An 18,930-nucleotide genomic window follows, 5' to 3' on the forward strand; every position below is an offset into this window, starting at 1 on the left:
CCCGCTTGCACGGCGTTGGTTTGATCGAAGAAGGTCTCTTGTCTACCTCCTGAACCGCTGTGCCTCTCCGAAGCTCGTGGCACTCGCCTACTGCAGCTTCTCAACCCTGCTCAACCGGCCGAGCCATTCGATGAGGAGCTGGGTCTCCGCCCTGCCGAGGACATCTGGTTGTGCTGCAGCGAGCTCGATGGCAGTGGTGAGCGAGTCGTTGGCTCGTGTTCCCTTGCCGGTGATCGCCGAGATAGCACCTTCGCGGACAGTTTGAGACAGGGCAGGATCCGGCGCTACCAGGATGATCTGGCGCAGCGTGACGCCGATGTTGGTCACTAGGATGTGCGCGGCAGCCTGCTCAGGGGGCACCAGAAGCCTGCCCTGTTCGGCGGCCCGCGCCGTGAGCGCGCGCAGGATCTCGCTGGGACGGGACTGCGCCTCGGGGGAGTGCCCAGGGCGGACCTTCCCGTACATCAGAGTGTAGAACCCGGGGTTGGCCAGACCGAAGGCGACGTGGGCATCCCAGCCGGCACGGATGTCCTGGATGGGATCGCCCGAGGACTCCATCGACGACTTCTCGTTCAGGTAGAGGTCGAACCCGTGCTCGATGACAGCGTCGATCAGCCCTTGCTTGGAGCCGAAGAAGTGGTAGAGCGTCGGCATCTTCACCCCGACTGCGTCGCACACCGCGCGCAGGGAGAACTCCTCGCCGGGGGCGGCGGCGATGAGGTCGGCGGCTGCCGCTATCAGTCGCTCCCGTGTATCGCTTGTCGGTGCTCCTGTCATAGTGCTACGTTAGCGTATGTAGCAGAGTAATACTGTTGCATACCAACGATATGGAGGGCTGTCATGGCCGATCACACGCTCAACGGCAAGAACGTCCTGATCGCGGGCGGCGCGAAGAACCTCGGCGGGCTGGTCGCTCGTCAAGCAGCCGAGGCCGGCGCGAACGTCGCGATCCACTACAACTCCGACTCCAGTCGCGCGGACGCGGAGCAGACGCTGGCCGCCGTCGAAGCGGCTGGAGGCAAGGGCGCGGTGTTTCAGGGGGACCTCACGGTTCCGGCGAACGTGGCCGAACTGTTCGCCGACGCTGAGGCGGCTCTGGGGGCGATCGATGTCGCGGTGAACACGGCGGGCAAGGTGCTGCGCAAGCCGATCGTGGAGACCACCGAGGACGAGTACGACTCGATGTTCGACATCAACTCCAAGGCCGCTTACTTCTTCATCCAGGAGGCCGGCAAGCACCTCGCCGACGGCGGCAAGATCATCACCATCGTCACCGCGCTGCTGGCCGCGTTCACCGACGGCTACTCCACCTACGCCGGAGGCAAGTCGCCGGTGGAGCACTTCACTCGCGCCGCGGCCAAGGAGTTCGCCGACCGAGGCATTTCCGTCACCGCGATCGCGCCCGGTCCGATGGACACGCCGTTCTTCTACGGCCAGGAGACCCCGGAGCGGGTCGAGTTCCACAAGTCGCAGGGTATGGGTGGTCAGCTCACGAAGATCGAGGACATCGCCCCGATCGTCCGCTTCCTCGCCTCCGAGGGCTGGTGGATCACCGGCCAGACGATCTTCGCCAACGGCGGCTACACCACCCGCTGAGCTCGACCCTACGAAATAAGGAGCACCCCATGGCAGCACCCACCATCCCCGAACCCGTGGCCTCGTTCATCACCGCGGTCAACGACCACGACGAACAAGCCTTCCTCGACGCCTTCGCTCCTGACGGGACCGTCGACGACTGGGGCCGCGACTTCACTGGGCGCGAGCAGATCAAAGCCTGGAGCGACAAGGAGTTCATCGGTTCGCGCGGCACCCTCGCGGTCGAGGAGGTCGACATCGCCGCTAGCACGATCACCGTCATCGGCGACTGGCGCTCCAACCACGCGAACGGCCGCTCGAAGTTCGTCTTCGACGTCGACGGCGACAAGCTTGTGAAGATGACGATCCGCGAAGGCTGAGAGCCGGCACGAGCGTCTCGAGCGGGCGTCCAGCCAGTTGGACGCCCGCTCGTCGCTGTCGTCTTCGAGGCCCCCACACCACACATACGAGATTCACCAACCATGACTACCGTCCCGCTCGCCCGCATCGGGCACCGTCGATCCGAGGTCGGCCCCGTCGAGCTCTTCTTCGACCTGGTCTACGTCTTCGCCATCATCCAACTCTCGCACCTGCTCATCGAGCACCTCTCCTGGGAGGGTGCTGCCCAGACCATCGTGGCGTTCGCCGCGGTGTGGTGGGGCTGGAACTACACCGCCTGGGCGATGAACTGGCTGGATCCGAGCCGCACCCCAGTGCAGCTGCTCTCCGGGGTGCTCATGCTCGCCGCACTGGGCATGTCGATCGCTATACCCAGCGCCTTCGGCGACGGAGCCTGGCTCTTCGTCGGGTGCTACCTGTTCATGGGCCTCCTCCGTCCTATGTTCATGATGATCACCTACCGCGGCCACCAGCTCGCAGCCAACTACCGCATGCTGCTGCTGTGGACCCTGCTGGCCGGCATGTTCTGGGTCCTCGGTGCGGCACTGCCCCTCGAGTGGCGGCTGGGTCTCTGGTTGATCGCGGTGCTCATCGACTACGCGGCCCCGCTCGCCCACTACCGGATCCCCGGTATCGGCGCAGCCCCCATGCACCAGTGGGACACCGACGCCGAGCACCTGGCCGAGCGCAACCGTCTCGTCTTCATCATCGCCCTGGGCGAGTCCATCCTGCTCATGGGCGGCAGCATCGTCTCCCACGGGCAGCTCACCCCCGGCCTCGCTCTGAGCTTGATCGTCGGCTTCGCGTCCCTGTTCGTGCTCTGGTGGAACTACTTCGCCCTCGCTGGCCCTGATACCCACGGCGGGGACTCGTCAACTGGGGCTCTCCGATCGGCCTACGCCTATGCGCATGCTTTTATGGTCTTGGGCGCGATCCTCGTCGCCGTCTCCATCGAGCTGCGGCTCTCCCACGACCACCTCACGCCCGCAATCGTTCTCGTGACGGCCGCAGGTCCGCTCGTATACCTGGCAGGGAACCTGCTGTTCCTCCGGTCCCGATTCGGACGCCTCGCACGGTCACGATTCATCGCAGCAGCCGTGCTGGTGGGGATCATGATCGCCGCGATGCTGCTGATCGATCACCTGCCGGTGATTGCGTTGAGCGTCGCTGTACTCTCCGTGACGGCTATTCTCGCCGCCCACACCGCGTACACGACATCGAAACAGTCGGCGCTCGATAACCGGCGTTGACCTGGCAACCTCTATCTGAGATCCTTCTGCACCCGATCGCGGTGCTCAGGAGCGAGCGACGCGCTTTGCTTTTCAACTGCGATCCTCGGTCATAGCTGGCCGACCGCATCGCGGTGAGAATGGTCCTTTGCGTCGCCGGTGGCTATGCGCACCTGGTCTCGGCCGTGCACTGTACGAACGGATCAGAGCAACGCTCTGACCCGCGGGATGATTGGCGCTGCCAACTTGACTACTCATCGTCAGAGGTTGGTTTGTAGCGGAACTCGGTGGAGTTCCGGTTCAATGTGTGAGGCGATTGGCTGCCTATCGCGTTGACCAGCGGGGGTTCAGTCGTCCAAGAGTGGGCTGTATCTCATGCTCAGCCCTCGTTCGATCGCCGCGAGGCCTCCGGCGATGATGACGAGGAGGTTCTGCCAACCCGCGAGGCGGATCGCCGGGATCTCGAATACTGGGAGCCCGACGTACGACGTCAGCAGACCGACGAGGTTGATCAGCTGAGGAAGCTCGAGCAGAAGCACCCCCACGACGATGAGGGTGGCAACGATTCCGACTGCTCGACTGGTTGCGGGGTGCTGTCGGTCGAGGTTCGCTCGCCAAGCCTCGGCGGTGCCCGCAGCAGGGGTCAGCGGCTGGGTCTCCCGTGCCTTTGCCTCGCGGATGCGTACGTACTTCATCCCGAGCTTTGCGACAGCTGCCTCGATGTGCGCGCCGTCTTCGATGGGGAAGGAGGCCTTGCGTCGCGTTGTGTCGACGAGGCGACCGTCGCGGTACAGGGAGATGCGCTCATCGAGATCGAGGTACCCGGAGTCGACGACGTAGTGATGTCCGTTCCGGTGCACCTCGAATCTCCCCCGGATGAGGCCGGCTCCCCACCGGAGGGGCCTCAGCGTCGTTGATGATTGCGCGGTCACGATGCGACTCCTCGAAACATGTCGTCGATGGATGTCTGCAGCAGCGCGAGCGCCCGATCGGGCGACGACTGGCCGAGGAGAACCTGCCCGCTGAGCCCTTCGGCCGTAGCAAGGAGTCCCTGAAGAGTGCCTTCGGTGTTGTTCGAGTCAAGGCGGATCCTGCTGGATTCCAGGAGGCGTTCGAGGAAGGCGAGAAGTTCGGCGTGCCCCTCGCGGATCCTCGTCGCCAGGATGTCCTCCGTGAGCGCCAGCGACTCGAACTGCGCCACCACCCGCAGTCGTCGCATCGCTGTGTCGGCGGTGGGAATCATCGCGCGCAGGACGGCGGTCAACACCTGTTCCGGCGCGGCGGCTTCCCCGACGGCCGTGGCCACCTCTGCGGCAACGGCGTGCTGTACCGAGTCGAAGGCCGCGAGCATCAGAGCAGTGCGGTCGGGGAAGTAGTGCTGAACCCGGCCGGGCGAGACCCCAGCAGCGGCAGCAACTCGTCGCACCGTCAACGCGCCGGCACCTTCCTCCGCCACCAGTGCGCACGCTGCGGCAGCGATAGCGCCGCGCACTGTCTCGTGGTCCCGCCCCACACCTCGGCTCACTGGCACCTCCTAATCGATACGAGTGTATCGGATTGCGAGGAAGGTGTGCCAGATGTTCGTCCGTGCCGGAACTCGGTCGAGTTCCGCTTCAACGTGTGAGTTGCGCTGACCCCGCTGGGCCCCGTCGATCTTCATGATCGGCGGGGCCCTGTGCTTCTCGCCTGTGCGATGGCCCGGTTCGGGCCGAAGTGTCCCGCTTCTAGCGTGGTTCCATGACCGAACACGAGTACATGACGACCATCGAATGGACGGGCACCACCGCTGGCGGCTACCGATCCTTCTCTCGCGAGCACGCCGCCACGCTCACCGCGACCCAGGACTTGGCTGTGAGCGCGGACGCCGAGTTCCGGGGCGATGCCGAGCTCACGAACCCCGAGCAGTTGCTCGTCCTGGCCGCGAGCTCCTGCCAGATGCTCTCGTTCCTCGGTGCGGTAGCCCGCGAGTGTCGACGTGGTGTCGTACGTGGACGCGGCGCGTGGGGCGATGCCGCTGGGGCCGGATCCGGTTGCGATCACGGAGATCGAGCTTCGTCCGGTGATCCGCGTTCGCGGAGCGCGCGTTGGGGACGTTGTCCCTCTCGTCCATCAGGCGCACGAGCACTGCTACATCGCGAACTCTCTCCGAAGCGAGGTCCGCGTGGATCCGACGATCGAGGTGATCCCGTGAACGACGTTGCCGTTCGCGGCGTGACGACTGCCGGGGAGCTGGCCGAGGTGGCTCGGGTGCTGGGGCAGGCGGGGATCGGTCTCGAGGGTGGGGGAATGTGGGAAGGCGTCGCGCGCTACCTCGTCGAGGACGGGGATCGAGCACAGGCGGTGCTGGCCGACGCTGGATACGTGAACGTGGAGGTGCGCCCGGTCGTGGTCGCGGAGCTGGACGCGGATGTGCCCGGGGCATTGGGGCACCTGATGGCCGAGTTCGCAGGGCGCGGTGACGAACTTGTCGCGCAGTACTCCGACCATCGGAACCGGAAAGTGCTCGTCATGGGTGGGTGTTCCGCAGGCACGACGGGTCCGCGGTGAACGCCGAGTTGGCGGATGCTTGGGGCGAGCACCGCTCCGACGCGTGAATGACTGACTGGTCGCTCACGTCTCTGAGCGAGCCTCACGCCGCGTCGGCGTCGGCGAGAACTGCGGAGAGCGCGTCATGACCGGCCGCCGTGAGATGCACGGCGCGCGATGTCGTGGACCGGTCGATCCAGTGTCTGTCCTGGAAGGCGACCAGCATCTGTTCGGCCGCCACGCCGGCGAGATGGTCGCGTCGCTCGGTCCAGTCGAGGCAGGGGCGCAGCAAAGGCCGTCGCGTGGATGACGGCAGTTCTATGCCGAGCGAAGTCAGCCACTCGCGGCCGCTTCCGGTCAGGTTCCACTGTGCATCCACGTACCCGAGCCGTCGCATGCCGCCGCTCAGGGCGACGCCCAGACGGCCGGCGAGATGGCGGTAGCAGGTGCGGGCCTCTCGAAGCGCGCGGTCCACGTTCTGCGCGCGGAGTGACGGCTTGGCGGGGCGGACGCGCCCGGACAGTGCGGCGAGGGATTCGATCGCTTCTGCGATGGCGGGATCCTCGATGCGAACGTAGCGGTGTCTGCCCTGATGCGTTTCGCCGAGCAGGCCCATCTGCACGAGGCGGTGCAGGTGCTCCGTCGTCGACGGGCGGGAGACGCCAGCCGCCTTCGCGAGCTCGGTCGCGGTCCACGCCCGCCCGTCGAGCAGTTCCAGCATCATCGTGGCGCGCGCCTCGTTCGCGAGAACCGACGCGATCTCGGCGAGGCGTGGGCTGCTGGCACCGTTCATGGAAACCGACGATACGCGCCCGATGGTTCGAGGATTCCCGAACCATCGAGCGGCAGGGTGAGGGAATGCGTGGGCAGGGGAGCCGTTGATGGTGTTCCATCAGGGCGCACTGAACCTCCAGGCAGAGGTTGTTCGGTGACGGAACTCGGTGGAGTTCCGGTTCAACGCGTGACCGGCGCTGTCGATCCTTGATCCGGACATCGCCCCGGCCGCTTAGTGATGAGGCGGTCGGGGCGGAGTCGTGCTGGGAGTCCTCCCTTCTGGCGAGGTTGCGTGCGCGGCGCTATCATCATTGATAGCAGAGGAGGTGGTCGCTGATGTCAACCATCATCGTTCGCGGTCTGGACGACGCCGTGAAACAGCAGCTCGCCGCGCAGGCGAAGGAGCACGGCCGGTCCATGGAGGCCGAGGTTCGCGCGATCCTCACCAAGGCTGCCCGGAGGCCGCACATCGGAATCGCTCTGCTGGCCGCGGCGCGGGACGTCGGCGGTATCGACGATCTGCCGATCCCGGTCCGCAATGACGTCGCGCAGGCGGTGGACTTCGAGTGATCGTTGTCGACACGAACGTCATCTCGGAGATCTTCCGGCCGTCGCCGGAACCGCGCGTGGTGGACTGGCTCGCCTCTCTGGCGGGTGATGTCGCGATCACGTCCGTCACGCTCGCGGAGCTGTTGGCTGGTGTGCGACGGCTGCCGGACGGTCGGCGCAGGGATGAGCTGACCGGGCGCATCGACATAGCGCTCGCCCCGTACCGGGGCAGTCGTGCTGTGCTGCCGTTCGATGACGCGGCGGCCGACAGCTATGCTGACGTGCTCGCGGCACGGTGGGCCGCAGGTGCCCCGATCAGCACCGCCGATGCGCAGATCGCCGCGATCTGTCTGGCGCACGGAGCCGCCTGTGCGACGCGCAACCTGAAGGACTTCGCGCACACCGGCGTCGAGCTGGTCAATCCATGGGCGGTCGACGAGTGAGGCATCATTCGATCCGGGCCCTGGCTCACAAGGGGCTCACGGAGGCTGATCCGGATGAGCTTCTACGGCGAGAATCTCGCGGGAGAGCGGGTCGCCGCGATCACTCCGTGGAGCGTCGCTTGAGTGCTGCGTCCCCGGCATTGCGCCGACTTCGTCGTGCTGATGCTCCCGCCGTTCTCTCCGCCTTCAGGTCCAACCCCGATATGGCACGCCAGGGCGACGTATCGACGCTCACCGAGGCGAAGCATTATGTGAGCAGGTTGACGGAGCCGGACTCGCCGCACGAAGCCTGGGTGATCGTCGCGGACGATGCACCGGTCGGCCTGGTGTGCGTGAGCGTCGACGACGAGAACCGCAGCGGCTGGTTCTGGTACTGGATGACGGATACCGCCCGCGGACGCGGATGGGCCTCGGCGGCTGCGTCCACCATCGCGCAGTGGGCCCTGACCACACGTGGGCTGGAGCGCCTGGAGCTCGGTCATCGGGTGAACAACCCCGTATCCGGAGCGGTGGAGAGGAGCGCTGGGTTCGTGAAAGAGGGAACCGAGCGGGCGAAGTTCCTCGTGGGCGGGCAGCGGATCGACGTGGACACCTACGGGAGGCTCAGCTCCGATCCTTCGCCATCCTTCGACCCCGTCCCGATCGTCGACGGGTAGCAGTGGGACGCGAGATGGTTCTCCGCGCGGGAACCCGGTGGAGTTCCGCTTCAACGTGCGACGCGCTGATCGGTGAGGTCTCGAACGTCGATAGAGTTCTTCCGTGACGAGTGAGGGGTCAGGGCTGCATGTCGAAATGGGCGGCGCCGGACAATCCACAGTTCTTTTGCTTCACGGTGGTGGAGTCGGAGGCTGGATGTGGACTCCGCTCGTCGAACAATTGGAGTTGAAGTGTCGACTGCTGATTCCTGGAGCGCGGACCTGCATCTGATCGCCGGGCGGGCTCGACCGGTCCACCGCCGTCACCCGTGGGCGCTGGGGCTGCTGACCGAGGCGACCTGGGGGGCCGTGCACCCAGATCTACATGGACACGCTCCTGGCGGTGCTGGAACCGACCTCTCTGGATCTGGGCGAGACGATGGAGTTCATCGCCCACTTCACCTCCTCCGTGGCCACCTTCGCCATTAACGAGCGGCCCGGACCGCCCGCCCGCGACCCGGCTGACGCCGCCGCCCGGGTCGATCACCTGCGCAGGATCGCCGAGGATCCCGAGCTGCCGCACCTGGCGCGAGCCGTGCAGGGCATGCTGACCGCCGCCCACGTCGACATGGACGCCGCCTTCCGCGGCACCGTGGACCGGCTGATCGGATCGATCCCGGCGGCCGACGGGACGGAGTGACCCGCGCAGCACGCGGCCCGGGTGCGCGCTCAGCTCGTCGGCGCGATCAGGGCGTCGACGCGGCGATGGACGAGCCGACGGGCGGCCTCGGGCTCCTGTCCTTCGGCCACGACTGACAGTGCCAGGCCGTCGACCAGCGCGATCAGCTCCGCGCTCACCTCCTGGGCGCCCTCGAGGCGACCGCTCGCGGCGGCGATCAGCAATCGCACCTGGTCCCGCAAGCTCGCCCAGAGCCGTCGGTAGCTCTCCTGGGTGGAGGGGTCGATGCCGGCCCGGGCGGCGACTGCGAGCCAGACCCGGGTGGCGGCGTGATCGGCGCCGTCGGGTACCAGCAGGTCGACCAGGGCGTGCAGGCGCTGGGAGGGATCCGCGATCGCCTCGAGCTCGCCGCCGCGCGCGGCGGCGGCCTGGGCGATCGCGTCCAGTGCCGCGTCGAGCATCGCGGACTTCGACGGGAAATGATGCTGCACCGACCCGGGGGAGACGCCCGCCCGGGCAGCGACCGCCCGCACCGTCAACCCTTCGAACCCCTGCTCGGCGACCACGGCGATCATGGTCGCGACCAGCGCCGACCGAGGAGAGCTCGCGGCGTGCGCGGTCATCGCCGGGACTCCCGATAGAACCGCCAGGCGGCGGCGCCCGCACTGCGCAGCTGGTCGGTGGGCTCTCGGCGGCCGCCTGCCCCCGGACGATGCGACACGGCGGCCGCGCAGAGCACCAGGAAGCCGGCGCCGAGCAGGCCGGCCTGGACGATCTCGCGCAGGACCAGCAGGATCCGGACCAGCCGCTCGTGTTCCGCTCCCAGCTCGACCCCGACCAGCTGCAGACCGATCCCGGCCGCCATCACCGCCGCTCCGCCGATGATCCAGCCGGTCGGCCGTCGTCCCCGACGGTCCACCAGGGAGGCGATCACCAGGATCGCGCCGGCCAGCAGCATCAGGCCGAAGCGGAGCAGCGTCCAGGTCTCCAGAGAGTCCATGACCCCGGCGGTGCCGGAGTCCGCCCGAACGGCGGCGAGGAGGCTCCAACGCAGCTGGCCGAGACCGATGCCCGAAGCGATCAGGCCCAGCAGGCAGCCGAGCATCCCCCAGGCGAAGGCTGCCCGCGAGCGGCGACGGTGGACGAGCAGGAGTGCGATGCCCGCGACTGGTGCGAGCAGTCCCACGAGTTCGATGAGGCGAGCCATGACGATCTCCAATACGAGTGTATGGGCGGTACTGTACGGGTGTACCGGAGAGTGCGTCAACTGTGAGGCATCCGGGCCGGATGGGTGTAAATGGGCTCTTCCCGGTACGCACGCTCGACGACCCGGCTACGGGACCAGGTCGTCTCGGCCGTGATCAGCTCCGGCCGAGCAGCGTCCGAGGTGGCCCGGGCCCACGGCGTCTCGTGGTGGCTGGTCCAGGCCGCCCTCAGCGCCGCCGCAAGGGTCCTGCCTGAGGTCGACGAGAGGCGGGTCAGGCGTCTGGGGGTCGATGAGCACCGCTACCGGTCAGTGCGCTGGTTCCGCGCCGACGAGGGCGCTTGGAGAAGGTTCGAGCCGTGGATGACGACGCTGGTCGACCTGGCCACCGGACAGGTCCTGGGCATCGTCGACGGCCGGGACTCCAGGGCCGTCGGGGACTGGCTCGCCCAGCGTGCCGAGGTGTGGCGGGAGCGGATCGAGATCGTCGCGATCGATCCCTCGGCCGCGTTCAAGGCGCTGCGGACCTACCTGCCTCGCGCCGCGGTCTCGGTCGACAAGTTACGGGCGTGCTTGCTTTAACGCCACCACGCCAGTGTTGACCGTGCGACGACTGACTATCGGCTGTGACGGACATGGCACGCAGACCTTTTGACATGAGGGCGCCAACCTGCTCAATGAGCCTGTTTTGGCGCTCTTGTTGAGCGTGACCGGCGTGCCTCCTGGAAGCGTAGTTGAATACCGGGTAATTAGTTGAGATGACAGAAGAAATTACTCCAAGCCAAACCGCCCTCTTCTCCGCCGCCGCTCGCGCAGCGCACCCCATCGTGGACCAGCAACCGCATCTGCTGCGCGATGAACCTGCCGCCCAACTGTGCAAGTTGGTGACCCCGTCGCCGCTCGACTTCCAGCTGGCACAACCCGAGGTGGGCGTCCTCGCTGCAGCGCGTCTGTCGGCCTGCGCACGCTCTCGCTACGCTGACGCCTCATTGTCTGAAACTCGCGTCGACCAGGTGGTTGTCATCGGTGCAGGTTTGGATACTACTGCTTTCCGCCTACCATCGGCGCTTGACGCCAAGGTGTGGCTCATCGACCGCCCTGGAGTGCTCGCCTGGCGTACCCAGCTCTTCGATCGTGCTGGACTGCCAGACACAACACGCCACATCGCAGCTGACCTCGCCGAAGGCTTCGACGTAAGACTCCTAGGAAGGGCCGGCGTGGATCTTCATCGTCCGGTTTTAGTCGTTTGGCTTGGCGTGAGTATGTACCTCCACCCTGCCGACTGCCGCACCTTCCTCGGGGACCTGTCAGAGCTCGCGGCAGGCTCCAGGCTCATCTTCGACTACCACCTCGCCCCGGAATTCCGCGACCAACCAGGAGCCGAGTACGCTAAGGCCGTAGCGGCGATGGCAGGCCATCAGGGTGAGCCTTGGCAGTGCTCATCGACACCGGAGGAGATGGGCAAATGGTTGGCAGAACACGATTGGCAGCTTCAAGAGGATGTCGATGAATCCTCGAGCGTGCCTGAAGGGTTCTTTGCCAACCAAGAGCATCTGCAGCCGATGAAGCTCGTCCGACTGGTTCAGGTCATGCGCTAAGCGCTTCCTGTGCGGCCTCGACAGCAGCGGAGTTCTCAATCTGGCCCGCGAGACACCCTGCTGTCGAGGTCCGCTACGCCTGGCACTCATGAGTGAAAGCACTCCGGCCTCACAGTCGACCCTCTTGGTCGATATGACAAGAAACGGAGCAGACACACCTTTGCACGATCTCTCGGCGAGGGCACTAGTCGACGATGCCCGATGAGTCTGTTGGCGCCGCGTGAGCATCGAGTGATACGTGCACGCACACGCACGATACAAAATGCCGTAGGCCTTCTCTCGTACGACTGCGTGAAAGTGATTGTCGTCCGAGACGGCTCCGCAATCCTGTATAGCGAGTTCGGACAACAACCAGTACGAACTGGCGAGGTAATCCGGCTCTTCACAGATGAGGGTGTAGGAGCTGGCGGCGCGGCGGTGTCGGGATAGACGTCGAGGTCTCCCGATGATGGAAGTTCCTACGCTCGCCATCTGGAAGACCTCGACGTGCCCAACGCTACCTTCACCGCGCCCGATCTCGATACCTTCAGCCAGCTCGATCGGCTGGGCCTGACCGCGACCAAACAGTCGATCGGCGCCGACCGCTCGATCCTCGAATGCCGCGTGCTCGACCCGGACAACTGGTGCCACCAGTGCGGTCAGCAGGGCGTCTCCCGAGGAACCGTCGTCCGTCGCCTCGCCCACGTCCCGCTGGGCTGGCGTCCCACGACGCTGCAGGTCAGAGTGCGCCGCTACCGGTGCCTGGACTGTCGCAGCGTGTGGCGGCAGGACACCTCGGCCGCCGCCGAACCTCGCGCGGTCCTTTCCCGGCATGCAGCGCTGTGGGCGCTCAAGGGCGTGGTCATCGATCGCTTGTCCGTCGCCCGGATCGCCGCCGGGCTCGCAGTCGCCTGGAACACCGCCAACGATGCGATCCTGGCCACCGGCCAACAGCTGCTGATCAACGATCCCACCCGCCTCGACGGGGTCCGCGTCATCGGCGTGGACGAGCACGTGTGGTCCCATACCCGCCGGGGCAGCAAGTACGTCACCGTCATCATCGACCTGACCCCGATCCGCGACGGCACCGGCTCCTCCAGACTGCTGGACATGGTCCCGGGGCGCTCGAAGAAGGTGTTCAAGGCCTGGCTCGAGGGCCAGACCGCCGAGTTCCGCGACGGAGTCGAGGTCGTCGCAACGGACGGGTTCTCCGGCTTCAAGACCGCGACCGCCGAGGAGCTGCCCGAGGCGACAGCGGTGATGGATCCCTTCCACGTCGTCGCCCTGGCCGGCGAGAAGATCGATCAGTGCCGCCAACGCGTCCAACAGGCCACCCTCGGCCATCGTGGCCGGTCCGGGGACCCGCTCTACGGGATCCGCCGCGTGCTGCACACCGGCGCTGACCTGCTCACCGACAAGCAGATCACCCGCCTGAAGGCCGTGTTCGCCAGTGATGAGCACGTCGAGGTCGAGGCGACCTGGGGCGTCTATCAGCGGATCGTCGCCGCCTACCGCCATCCCGACCGCGCTGCCGGGAAGCGAGAACTGCAGGCAGTGATCGACGACCTCACCGACGGGGTGCCCAAGCAGCTCAAAGAACTCATCACCCTCGGCCGGACACTGAAACGCCGAGCCCTCGATGTGCTGGCCTACTTCGACCACCCCAGCACCAGCAACGGCCCGACCGAGGCGATCAACGGCCGACTCGAGCACCTCCGCGGCACCGCGCTGGGCTTCCGCAACCTTGCCCACTACGTCATCCGCGCCCTACTGGACACCGGAGGATTCAGAACCGAACTACACCGTCATCTGTGAAGAGCCGTTTAACGTCTAGCGTTAATGACGCTCGCCGTTATATGCTGGTTCCGTGATCAGATCGTTCGGCGACAAGGAGACTGAACGGCTGTGGCGTCGTGAACGCGTGAGGTCGATTGATCCGAGGATCCATCGAGTCGCATTGCGCAAGCTTCGTCAGGTGGGGTCCGCGGAGTCCATCGAGGACCTCCGTGTCCCACCCGGCAACCGCCTCGAAGCTCTCAAGGGCGACCGTGCCGGGCAGCACAGCATCAGGATCAACGACCAGTGGCGGATCTGCTTCGTGTGGACCGACGCTGGACCAGAGGAGGTGCAGATCGTTGACTACCACTGACAAGATCGAGCCGATCCACCCGGGTGAGGTCCTCATGGAGGACTTCATCGAGGGCTTCGGCATCACACAGAACAAGCTCGCCGTGTCGATCGGCGTCCCGCCCCGGCGGATCAACGAGATCGTGCACGGCAAGCGGGGGATCACCGCAGACACGGCGCTGCGGCTCGCGAGGTACTTCGGCACGTCGGCCGAGTTCTGGATCAACCTGCAGAGCCACTATGAGCTCGACCGCGCCGAGGACGCAGCAGGTGAGCAGATCGCGGCGATCGCGCCGCTACAGGTCGCGTGACCAGCTGCGTCGTGCAACGCCCCGGAGGCGTCTGCATCGCGGTCACCGACCTCGGCGGCGACGGCCCTGTCGTCGTGCTGCTGCACGGGCTTGCCGGGAGCTCGCGGGAGTTGCTGCGCACGGCGCGAGCGTTGCAGGACCATCGGGTCCTGCTCGTGGACCAGCGAGGGCACGGTGCGAGCACGCGGCTTCCCGATGATCTATCCCGCGACGCCTTCGTCGGCGACGTCGTGGCGGCGATCGAGGAGCTCGCCCCAGGGAGTCGAGCGACGCTCGTCGGCCAGTCGATGGGAGCCCACACTGCTTTTCTCGCAGCAGCAGCGCGCCCAGACCTGGTCGAGGGGCTCGTGATGCTCGAAGGTCATGTGTCGGGGAGTGACGATCCGCGCGAGGCTGCTGGTCTCGGCGCGTACTTCGCGTCCTGGCCGGTTCCGTTCCGGGACGAGGCCGCTGCCCGCGAGTTCCTCGGTGATGACGCGATCGTTGATGCCTGGGTAGCGGATCTCCAGTCGACGGATGATGGGCTCGTCCCGCGTTTCGACGCTGCGGTCATGCAACGCACGATCGAGGCTGTGCATGAACCGCGCTGGGACGAGTGGGAAGCTCTGCAGGTTCCGACGCTCGCGATTTTCGCCAAGCACGGGATGTTCAGCGATGCCGACAAGGACGAGCTGATCCGGCGCAGGCCCGAGACGGTCAGAGTCGATCTCTCTGGCGGCAGCCATGATGCGCACCTCGACGCCTTCGACGAGTGGATCGACGTGCTTCGCCGCTGGTTATCTCGCGATCAGGCCAGCGACTCGCGGACCGTTGTCCGCTGAGGTTGTTAGCTACGGCGACGCGGTGGAGTTCCGCTTCTCGAACTAAACCGCTGAGGTCGCCACTCGATTGAACGATCGCGATCCGTCGTCGAGGTCCGGGAGCGGATCCAGAGGTACATCGGTGCGCTCCGGGACCTGCAGTATCGATTGCCACCCGTGAACGATGTCCTGCTGCAGGAGTACAGCGACTCCGAACCTCTGCTCGCCCTGTGCGATGTCGGGACTGCATTCCACGACAGCCTGGTCGCGCAAGGGCATTTCGCAGGCGTCCTGGTGCACGACGTCACGGCCGCAGACTTCCAGACACTCGCCCGAGACAATGCCCTGGTTCTCAAGCACGGCGGCAGGCCGCCTCGCGAAGACTACGATCGCCGATCCGCGTTCGTCGTCGCCGGGATATGCACGTCGGTGTGTGCGTCGACCTGACCTCGAGGGCTCAGGCAGATAGCCATCCGTGCAGGCGTGTGGTGGTATTCCCCGTCAATGTGTGCTCGAACCGCAGTGCGGTCACGGGGAGCGAGGAGACATGAATCGTCTGGTCCACGCCAGGAGCGTGCTCGTTGCGGACGGCGTGGGGTGCGCAGTCGCCGCATCGGCCGTGCTGGGCAGTGATCTCCTCGCCTCATCCATCGACCGCTCGCTGGCGTCCCGCCCGATCGTAGGGGCCGCGCTGGGGGCCACGAGCGCGACGCTGCTGGCCGGCGCGGTGCGCTGCCGCGACAGTGACCTCGCTCTCTCGGCGGCCCTCAACGTCGGCTGGGTCGGAATCTGTCTCGTGGCGCTGTCACGACGGCCATCCCGGCTGGGCGTCGCGCTGATCGCGGCGACGGCAGTCTTCGACAGCGTCGCTACCACTGCCCAATGGCATCTCCGGGCCACGACGGAGGCTCCAGAGCGTTCCGACTGCTCCGGGAATCGCTCGTGATGATGACCCAGGCGGGCTCGTCGGAGCTGTGTGGTGATGCTGGTCAGACGGAGATGGCGAAGCCGTCGTCGCCGAACAGCACGCCGTCGGTCTCGAGCCGCTTCCTCGCCTCCGTATAGACGACGCCACGATTCTTCGGACCGTCCGCGACCAGGCGAAGGAGCGTCTCGCGGGAGACGTTCCGATGCTGCACCACCGTGACCTGGACGCCCCAGAACCGGTCGGAGGCAAACTTGTCGAGCACGAAGGCTGTTGCCGACGGGTTCCCTGCGGCGGCATCCCGGATTCCCTGATGGGGATCGGAGAAGAACGGCTCGAAATCCGCTTCTTCCACTGCCGCGCGAGCACGAGCGTACCGACGCTGCTCATCGGCCTTCTCCTCGGCAGTCTTCTTCCGTGCCATGTCTGGAAGCTCTCATCTCGTCACTCAGGTCGTCGACCGTGCATCGGTGGAGCTGCGGTTCGACGTGTGACCCGAGCATACCTGTCGGCGCCCCGTCGATCGTCGTGATCGGCGGTGGCTCGACCGCCCGGCCCGGAGCGGAACACCTCGATGCAGGCCGAAGTGTTCCGCACCAGCCGACGTGACATGGCTGAGCACGAGAACGCCACGACGATCACCTGGTCCGGCAGCACTGGCGGTGGATACCGGTCCTTCTCCCGCGAGCACACGGCCTCGCTCGCTCGATCGGAGAACCTGACGATGAGTGCTGAGGCGGCATCCCGAGGCGAAGTGCACCTCACCAACCCGGAGCAGCTCGTGGTCGTGTCTGCGAGTTCATGCCAGTCATCCATGTGCGCCGGGCGGAACCGGATGCGGTCGAGACCTTGGGTCACCAGGCCCATGAGCGCTGCTGCATCGCGAACTCCCTCCAGAGCGAGATGCACCTGATCCCCACGATCGAGGTGGTCCCGTGTGCGACGTCTGCGTCCGGGACGTCTGGACAGCCCAGGCACCGGCCGACCTCGCCTCGGACCTGGGGGCGGCGGGCATCGGCCTCGAAGGAGGCGGGGCGTGGGAAGGTGTTGCGCACGACCTCGTGGGCAACGGCCCTGCGCGCGGGGACGTGGCGGTGCTCCGGTTCACCGTCTGAATCCCAGGCCAGAGGACGCATCATGCGTCCTGCGCGCAGGAACAGTGACTCTTGGATCCGTGCGGACGATCTAGATGCGCCCTGCGTCGAAAGTGCCACGGGGTGAGCGGCTGCATCCCCCTCCCGAGGACGACGCTCGGTGACCGCTTCTCCGGAGGGCCCGAAGCGCTGAGCGCATCGAGAGCGGGCAGCACTGCGGAGGCGGTGTCCCTGCGATGACGGTCGCGGACCTCGCCTATGCCGGAAAAATGAGAGTGGGGGATGACGTCTCCGCTGTTAGGGTCAGTCGTATGTCAGCCTCTTCGTGCTCCGCCGCCTGCGCGGCAGTGACCAGGACGTCCCGCTAGCGGCGGGACGTCCTCCTCACACCACTCACCACCGAGAACGTCCAGTCGCTTCGTGACCCATCCGGAGCGGCCCTTCGTGCTGCTCGAAACTCCTCAGAGCGACGGAGCAATAGGTGCTTTCCTTCATTTCCTCTTCTTCCCGCAGGCTCAGTCCCGTGCCTGTTCGCGGATGGCTCGTGCTGTGCGCGATGTCCATGCTGCAGTTCTTCATCGCCGTCGATGTGACCGTGGTCAACATCGCCCTGCCCTCGATCGGCTCGGACTTCGGCGTCGAGGGTCACTCGCTGACCTGGGTCGTGGTCGGCTACACGATCACCGGCGGCGCGTTGCTGATGCTCGGCGGCAGGCTCGGCGACCTTCTCGGCCGCCGCCGCCGCACGCTCCTGATCGGCACCACACTTTTTGGGGCCGCATCCCTGCTGGCGGGCCTGGCCCCGTCGTACCCCGTCCTGGTCACCGCTCGCCTGCTCCAAGGCGCAGGCGAAGCTGTTGCGCTGCCCGCGGCGATGGCGACCATCGTGCTGTTGTTCCCCGAGGGGCCGGAGCGATCGCGCGCCCTCAGCGTGTGGGCCGCGGTCGCCAGCTGCGGCCTGGTGCTGGGGTTCGCCCTCTCAGGGATCATCACCGCTCATCTGGGGTGGCGTTGGATCTTCCTGATCTCGGTGCCGTTCATCGTGATCGTGATCGTGGCGGCGCTCGTGCTGATTCCGGCGGACCGGCCCGCGACCCGTGAGCCGGTACGTCTGGACCTGCCGGGGGCGCTCCTGCTGGCGGCGTGCCCGCTGCTGTTCGTCTTCGCCGCGATCGAGGCCGGCGAACCGGGCACTGATCCGTGGGTGAGCGTCGCCGCATTGGCCGGCGCGGTGCTGGCCGGCGCGTGGTTCGTGCGTGTGGAATCGAAGTCGCCGAACCCGCTGGTCCCGTTGGCCTTCTTCGCGGACCGGGCCCGGGTCCGGGCGAACCTGACGACGATGCTGCTCAGCGGCGCGTTGTCGACGTCGTTCCTGCTCTTCACCTTCTACCTGCAGGACAGGCTCGGGATCGGGCCGTTGGGGGCGGGCCTGACGATGCTGCCGCTGGCCGCGGCGCTGATCCTGGCCTCGGTGCTCGTGCCCCGACTGCTGGGACGCTGGGGCGCACGTGCATGCGTGCTGGTCGGGCTCGCAGCCGCAGCGGGCGCCATGGCAGTGGTCGCACTCGTGGCTCTCCAGGGTGGCGGCGCGGCGTGGTTGCTCCCGGCGATGCTGCTGATCGCCGCGGGCATGGGCTTCGGGATCGTGGGGCTGCAGTACATCGCGGTCAGCGGCACCACCGAGGAGGACGCCGGGATCGCCTCAGGAGTCCAGCGTGCCGCGGACCAGCTCGGGGGCGCGGCCGGTGTGGCCGTGTACGTCGGTCTCGGGTTCGCCCCGGCGTTGCACGGCGGAGACCCGTTCGTGGTCGCTGGGGTTCTCGCTGTGATCGGGCTGATGGTCGGTGCAGGGATCATCTCCCGTTCGCCGTCCGCCACTGCCGGAAAGCCGGAGGTCGCGTAGCAGGACAGGTTGCCGCGCCGCGCCCATGGCTGCGGCGCGGCAGCCACGAGCCTTTGCGTCGCCGACGACGATCTGGAGACCACGTGCCCACTCTTCACACGATCATCGTCGGTCATCCGGCCGGTCTGTAGGGGTGTGCGGACGTCTGGGTCGCGGTGGCCGGCGAGGCGAGCATCCGTG

22 protein-coding genes and 2 pseudogenes are annotated in these 18,930 nt (G+C 66.6%); 17 read left to right on the plus strand and 7 right to left on the minus strand.

The window, feature by feature from the left end; genetic code table 11:
* Nucleotides 1-87 precede the first annotated feature (87 nt).
* On the minus strand, nt 88-777 hold the full coding sequence (locus BN4251_RS05930; protein WP_087484195.1) for a TetR/AcrR family transcriptional regulator: 690 nt from the start codon (nt 775-777) through the stop codon (nt 88-90).
* A 63-nt stretch (nt 778-840) separates the two neighbouring features.
* Between BN4251_RS05930 and BN4251_RS05935 the strand changes: the two genes are divergently transcribed.
* From BN4251_RS05935 to BN4251_RS05945, 3 genes are all read left to right on the plus strand, one after another.
* Entirely contained in the window at nt 841-1,596 is a 756-nt protein-coding gene (locus BN4251_RS05935; protein WP_087484196.1) for an SDR family oxidoreductase, read from the plus strand.
* 29 nt (nt 1,597-1,625) lie between these two features.
* Complete coding sequence (locus tag BN4251_RS05940; protein WP_087484197.1) at nt 1,626-1,955, plus strand: nuclear transport factor 2 family protein; 330 nt, start codon at nt 1,626-1,628, stop codon at nt 1,953-1,955.
* Nucleotides 1,956-2,057: 102 nt separating this feature from the next.
* Nucleotides 2,058-3,224, plus strand: coding sequence for a low temperature requirement protein A (locus tag BN4251_RS05945; RefSeq protein ID WP_087484198.1), 1,167 nt, complete (start codon nt 2,058-2,060; stop codon nt 3,222-3,224).
* Between the two features lie 326 nt (nt 3,225-3,550).
* On the opposite strand, the gene BN4251_RS05950 is transcribed toward BN4251_RS05945, so the two are convergent.
* Entirely contained in the window at nt 3,551-4,135 is a 585-nt protein-coding gene (locus BN4251_RS05950; RefSeq protein ID WP_212647590.1) for a hypothetical protein, read from the minus strand.
* Entirely contained in the window at nt 4,132-4,734 is a 603-nt protein-coding gene (locus BN4251_RS05955) for a TetR/AcrR family transcriptional regulator (RefSeq protein WP_342744512.1), read from the minus strand. The genes BN4251_RS05950 and BN4251_RS05955 overlap by 4 nt, the downstream gene beginning before the upstream one ends.
* 656 nt (nt 4,735-5,390) lie before the next feature.
* Here BN4251_RS05955 and BN4251_RS05965 point away from each other — a divergent pair.
* Entirely contained in the window at nt 5,391-5,750 is a 360-nt protein-coding gene (locus tag BN4251_RS05965; RefSeq protein WP_087484200.1) for an ACT domain-containing protein, read from the plus strand.
* Between the two features lie 82 nt (nt 5,751-5,832).
* Here BN4251_RS05965 and BN4251_RS05970 read toward each other — a convergent pair whose 3' ends face one another.
* Nucleotides 5,833-6,522, minus strand: coding sequence for an ArsR/SmtB family transcription factor (locus BN4251_RS05970; RefSeq protein ID WP_087484201.1), 690 nt, complete (start codon nt 6,520-6,522; stop codon nt 5,833-5,835).
* 317 nt (nt 6,523-6,839) lie between these two features.
* Between BN4251_RS05970 and BN4251_RS05975 the strand changes: the two genes are divergently transcribed.
* The 4 genes and pseudogenes from BN4251_RS05975 to BN4251_RS05990 all read left to right on the plus strand — a co-directional run.
* The gene (locus tag BN4251_RS05975; RefSeq protein WP_087484202.1) at nt 6,840-7,073 is read left to right on the plus strand and encodes a FitA-like ribbon-helix-helix domain-containing protein; all 234 of its coding nucleotides are present in this window, start codon (nt 6,840-6,842) and stop codon (nt 7,071-7,073) included.
* Nucleotides 7,070-7,495 carry a type II toxin-antitoxin system VapC family toxin gene (locus tag BN4251_RS05980; protein WP_087484203.1) on the plus strand — a complete coding sequence of 142 codons (426 nt, stop codon included), beginning with the start codon at nt 7,070-7,072 and terminating at the stop codon, nt 7,493-7,495. The genes BN4251_RS05975 and BN4251_RS05980 overlap by 4 nt, the downstream gene beginning before the upstream one ends.
* A 107-nt stretch (nt 7,496-7,602) precedes the next feature.
* On the plus strand, nt 7,603-8,151 hold the full coding sequence (locus tag BN4251_RS05985; RefSeq protein WP_245810220.1) for a GNAT family N-acetyltransferase: 549 nt from the start codon (nt 7,603-7,605) through the stop codon (nt 8,149-8,151).
* Between the two features lie 349 nt (nt 8,152-8,500).
* Nucleotides 8,501-8,830, plus strand: a pseudogene (locus BN4251_RS05990) (TetR/AcrR family transcriptional regulator C-terminal domain-containing protein); the annotation flags it as partial.
* Nucleotides 8,831-8,859: 29 nt separating this feature from the next.
* On the opposite strand, the gene BN4251_RS05995 reads toward BN4251_RS05990, so the two are convergent.
* Nucleotides 8,860-9,432 (minus strand): TetR/AcrR family transcriptional regulator, encoded by a 573-nt coding sequence (locus tag BN4251_RS05995; RefSeq protein ID WP_087484206.1) that lies wholly within the window; start codon nt 9,430-9,432, stop codon nt 8,860-8,862.
* Nucleotides 9,429-10,016: a hypothetical protein gene (locus BN4251_RS06000; protein ID WP_087484207.1), complete on the minus strand. Its 588-nt coding sequence runs from the start codon at nt 10,014-10,016 to the stop codon at nt 9,429-9,431. Before BN4251_RS06000 ends, BN4251_RS05995 begins: the two co-directional genes overlap by 4 nt.
* A 102-nt stretch (nt 10,017-10,118) precedes the next feature.
* Here BN4251_RS06000 and BN4251_RS06005 point away from each other — a divergent pair.
* From BN4251_RS06005 to BN4251_RS06045, 8 genes and pseudogenes are all read left to right on the plus strand, one after another.
* Nucleotides 10,119-10,574: pseudogene (locus BN4251_RS06005) on the plus strand (ISL3 family transposase); the annotation flags it as partial.
* Between the two features lie 197 nt (nt 10,575-10,771).
* Nucleotides 10,772-11,611 (plus strand): class I SAM-dependent methyltransferase, encoded by an 840-nt coding sequence (locus tag BN4251_RS06010; protein ID WP_087484208.1) that lies wholly within the window; start codon nt 10,772-10,774, stop codon nt 11,609-11,611.
* Between the two features lie 486 nt (nt 11,612-12,097).
* Nucleotides 12,098-13,405, plus strand: a complete 1,308-nt coding sequence (locus tag BN4251_RS06020; protein WP_087484210.1) for an ISL3 family transposase — start codon at nt 12,098-12,100, stop codon at nt 13,403-13,405.
* A gap of 52 nt (nt 13,406-13,457) precedes the next feature.
* Nucleotides 13,458-13,739: a type II toxin-antitoxin system RelE/ParE family toxin gene (locus BN4251_RS06025; protein WP_087484211.1), complete on the plus strand. Its 282-nt coding sequence runs from the start codon at nt 13,458-13,460 to the stop codon at nt 13,737-13,739.
* Complete coding sequence (locus tag BN4251_RS06030) at nt 13,726-14,028, plus strand: HigA family addiction module antitoxin (RefSeq protein WP_087484212.1); 303 nt, start codon at nt 13,726-13,728, stop codon at nt 14,026-14,028. The genes BN4251_RS06025 and BN4251_RS06030 overlap by 14 nt, the downstream gene beginning before the upstream one ends.
* Nucleotides 14,025-14,849: an alpha/beta fold hydrolase gene (locus BN4251_RS06035; RefSeq protein WP_087484213.1), complete on the plus strand. Its 825-nt coding sequence runs from the start codon at nt 14,025-14,027 to the stop codon at nt 14,847-14,849. Before BN4251_RS06030 ends, BN4251_RS06035 begins: the two co-directional genes overlap by 4 nt.
* Nucleotides 14,850-15,005: 156 nt before the next feature.
* Nucleotides 15,006-15,275: a hypothetical protein gene (locus BN4251_RS06040; protein ID WP_087484214.1), complete on the plus strand. Its 270-nt coding sequence runs from the start codon at nt 15,006-15,008 to the stop codon at nt 15,273-15,275.
* 100 nt (nt 15,276-15,375) lie between these two features.
* Nucleotides 15,376-15,774 (plus strand): hypothetical protein, encoded by a 399-nt coding sequence (locus tag BN4251_RS06045; RefSeq protein ID WP_087484215.1) that lies wholly within the window; start codon nt 15,376-15,378, stop codon nt 15,772-15,774.
* Nucleotides 15,775-15,817: 43 nt separating this feature from the next.
* Here BN4251_RS06045 and BN4251_RS06050 read toward each other — a convergent pair whose 3' ends face one another.
* Nucleotides 15,818-16,177 (minus strand): hypothetical protein, encoded by a 360-nt coding sequence (locus tag BN4251_RS06050; RefSeq protein ID WP_087484216.1) that lies wholly within the window; start codon nt 16,175-16,177, stop codon nt 15,818-15,820.
* Between the two features lie 1,193 nt (nt 16,178-17,370).
* Between BN4251_RS06050 and BN4251_RS06060 the strand changes: the two genes are divergently transcribed.
* Entirely contained in the window at nt 17,371-18,750 is a 1,380-nt protein-coding gene (locus tag BN4251_RS06060; RefSeq protein ID WP_245810222.1) for an MFS transporter, read from the plus strand.
* Nucleotides 18,751-18,930 lie beyond the last annotated feature (180 nt).

It is taken from the genome of Brachybacterium massiliense (assembly GCF_900184245.1).
In the GTDB taxonomy this organism is placed as follows: Bacteria; Actinomycetota; Actinomycetes; order Actinomycetales; family Dermabacteraceae; genus Brachybacterium; species Brachybacterium massiliense.

Coding starts and splice junctions, on each gene's coding strand:
- BN4251_RS05930 (WP_087484195.1), bottom strand. CDS start 777: ATGACAGGAGCACCGACAAGCGATACACGGGAGCGACTGATAGCGGCA.
- BN4251_RS05935 (WP_087484196.1), top strand. CDS start 841: ATGGCCGATCACACGCTCAACGGCAAGAACGTCCTGATCGCGGGCGGC.
- BN4251_RS05940 (WP_087484197.1), top strand. CDS start 1,626: ATGGCAGCACCCACCATCCCCGAACCCGTGGCCTCGTTCATCACCGCG.
- BN4251_RS05945 (WP_087484198.1), top strand. CDS start 2,058: ATGACTACCGTCCCGCTCGCCCGCATCGGGCACCGTCGATCCGAGGTC.
- BN4251_RS05970 (WP_087484201.1), bottom strand. CDS start 6,522: ATGAACGGTGCCAGCAGCCCACGCCTCGCCGAGATCGCGTCGGTTCTC.
- BN4251_RS05975 (WP_087484202.1), top strand. CDS start 6,840: ATGTCAACCATCATCGTTCGCGGTCTGGACGACGCCGTGAAACAGCAG.
- BN4251_RS05995 (WP_087484206.1), bottom strand. CDS start 9,432: ATGACCGCGCACGCCGCGAGCTCTCCTCGGTCGGCGCTGGTCGCGACC.
- BN4251_RS06000 (WP_087484207.1), bottom strand. CDS start 10,016: ATGGCTCGCCTCATCGAACTCGTGGGACTGCTCGCACCAGTCGCGGGC.
- BN4251_RS06010 (WP_087484208.1), top strand. CDS start 10,772: ATGACAGAAGAAATTACTCCAAGCCAAACCGCCCTCTTCTCCGCCGCC.
- BN4251_RS06045 (WP_087484215.1), top strand. CDS start 15,376: ATGAATCGTCTGGTCCACGCCAGGAGCGTGCTCGTTGCGGACGGCGTG.
- BN4251_RS06050 (WP_087484216.1), bottom strand. CDS start 16,177: ATGGCACGGAAGAAGACTGCCGAGGAGAAGGCCGATGAGCAGCGTCGG.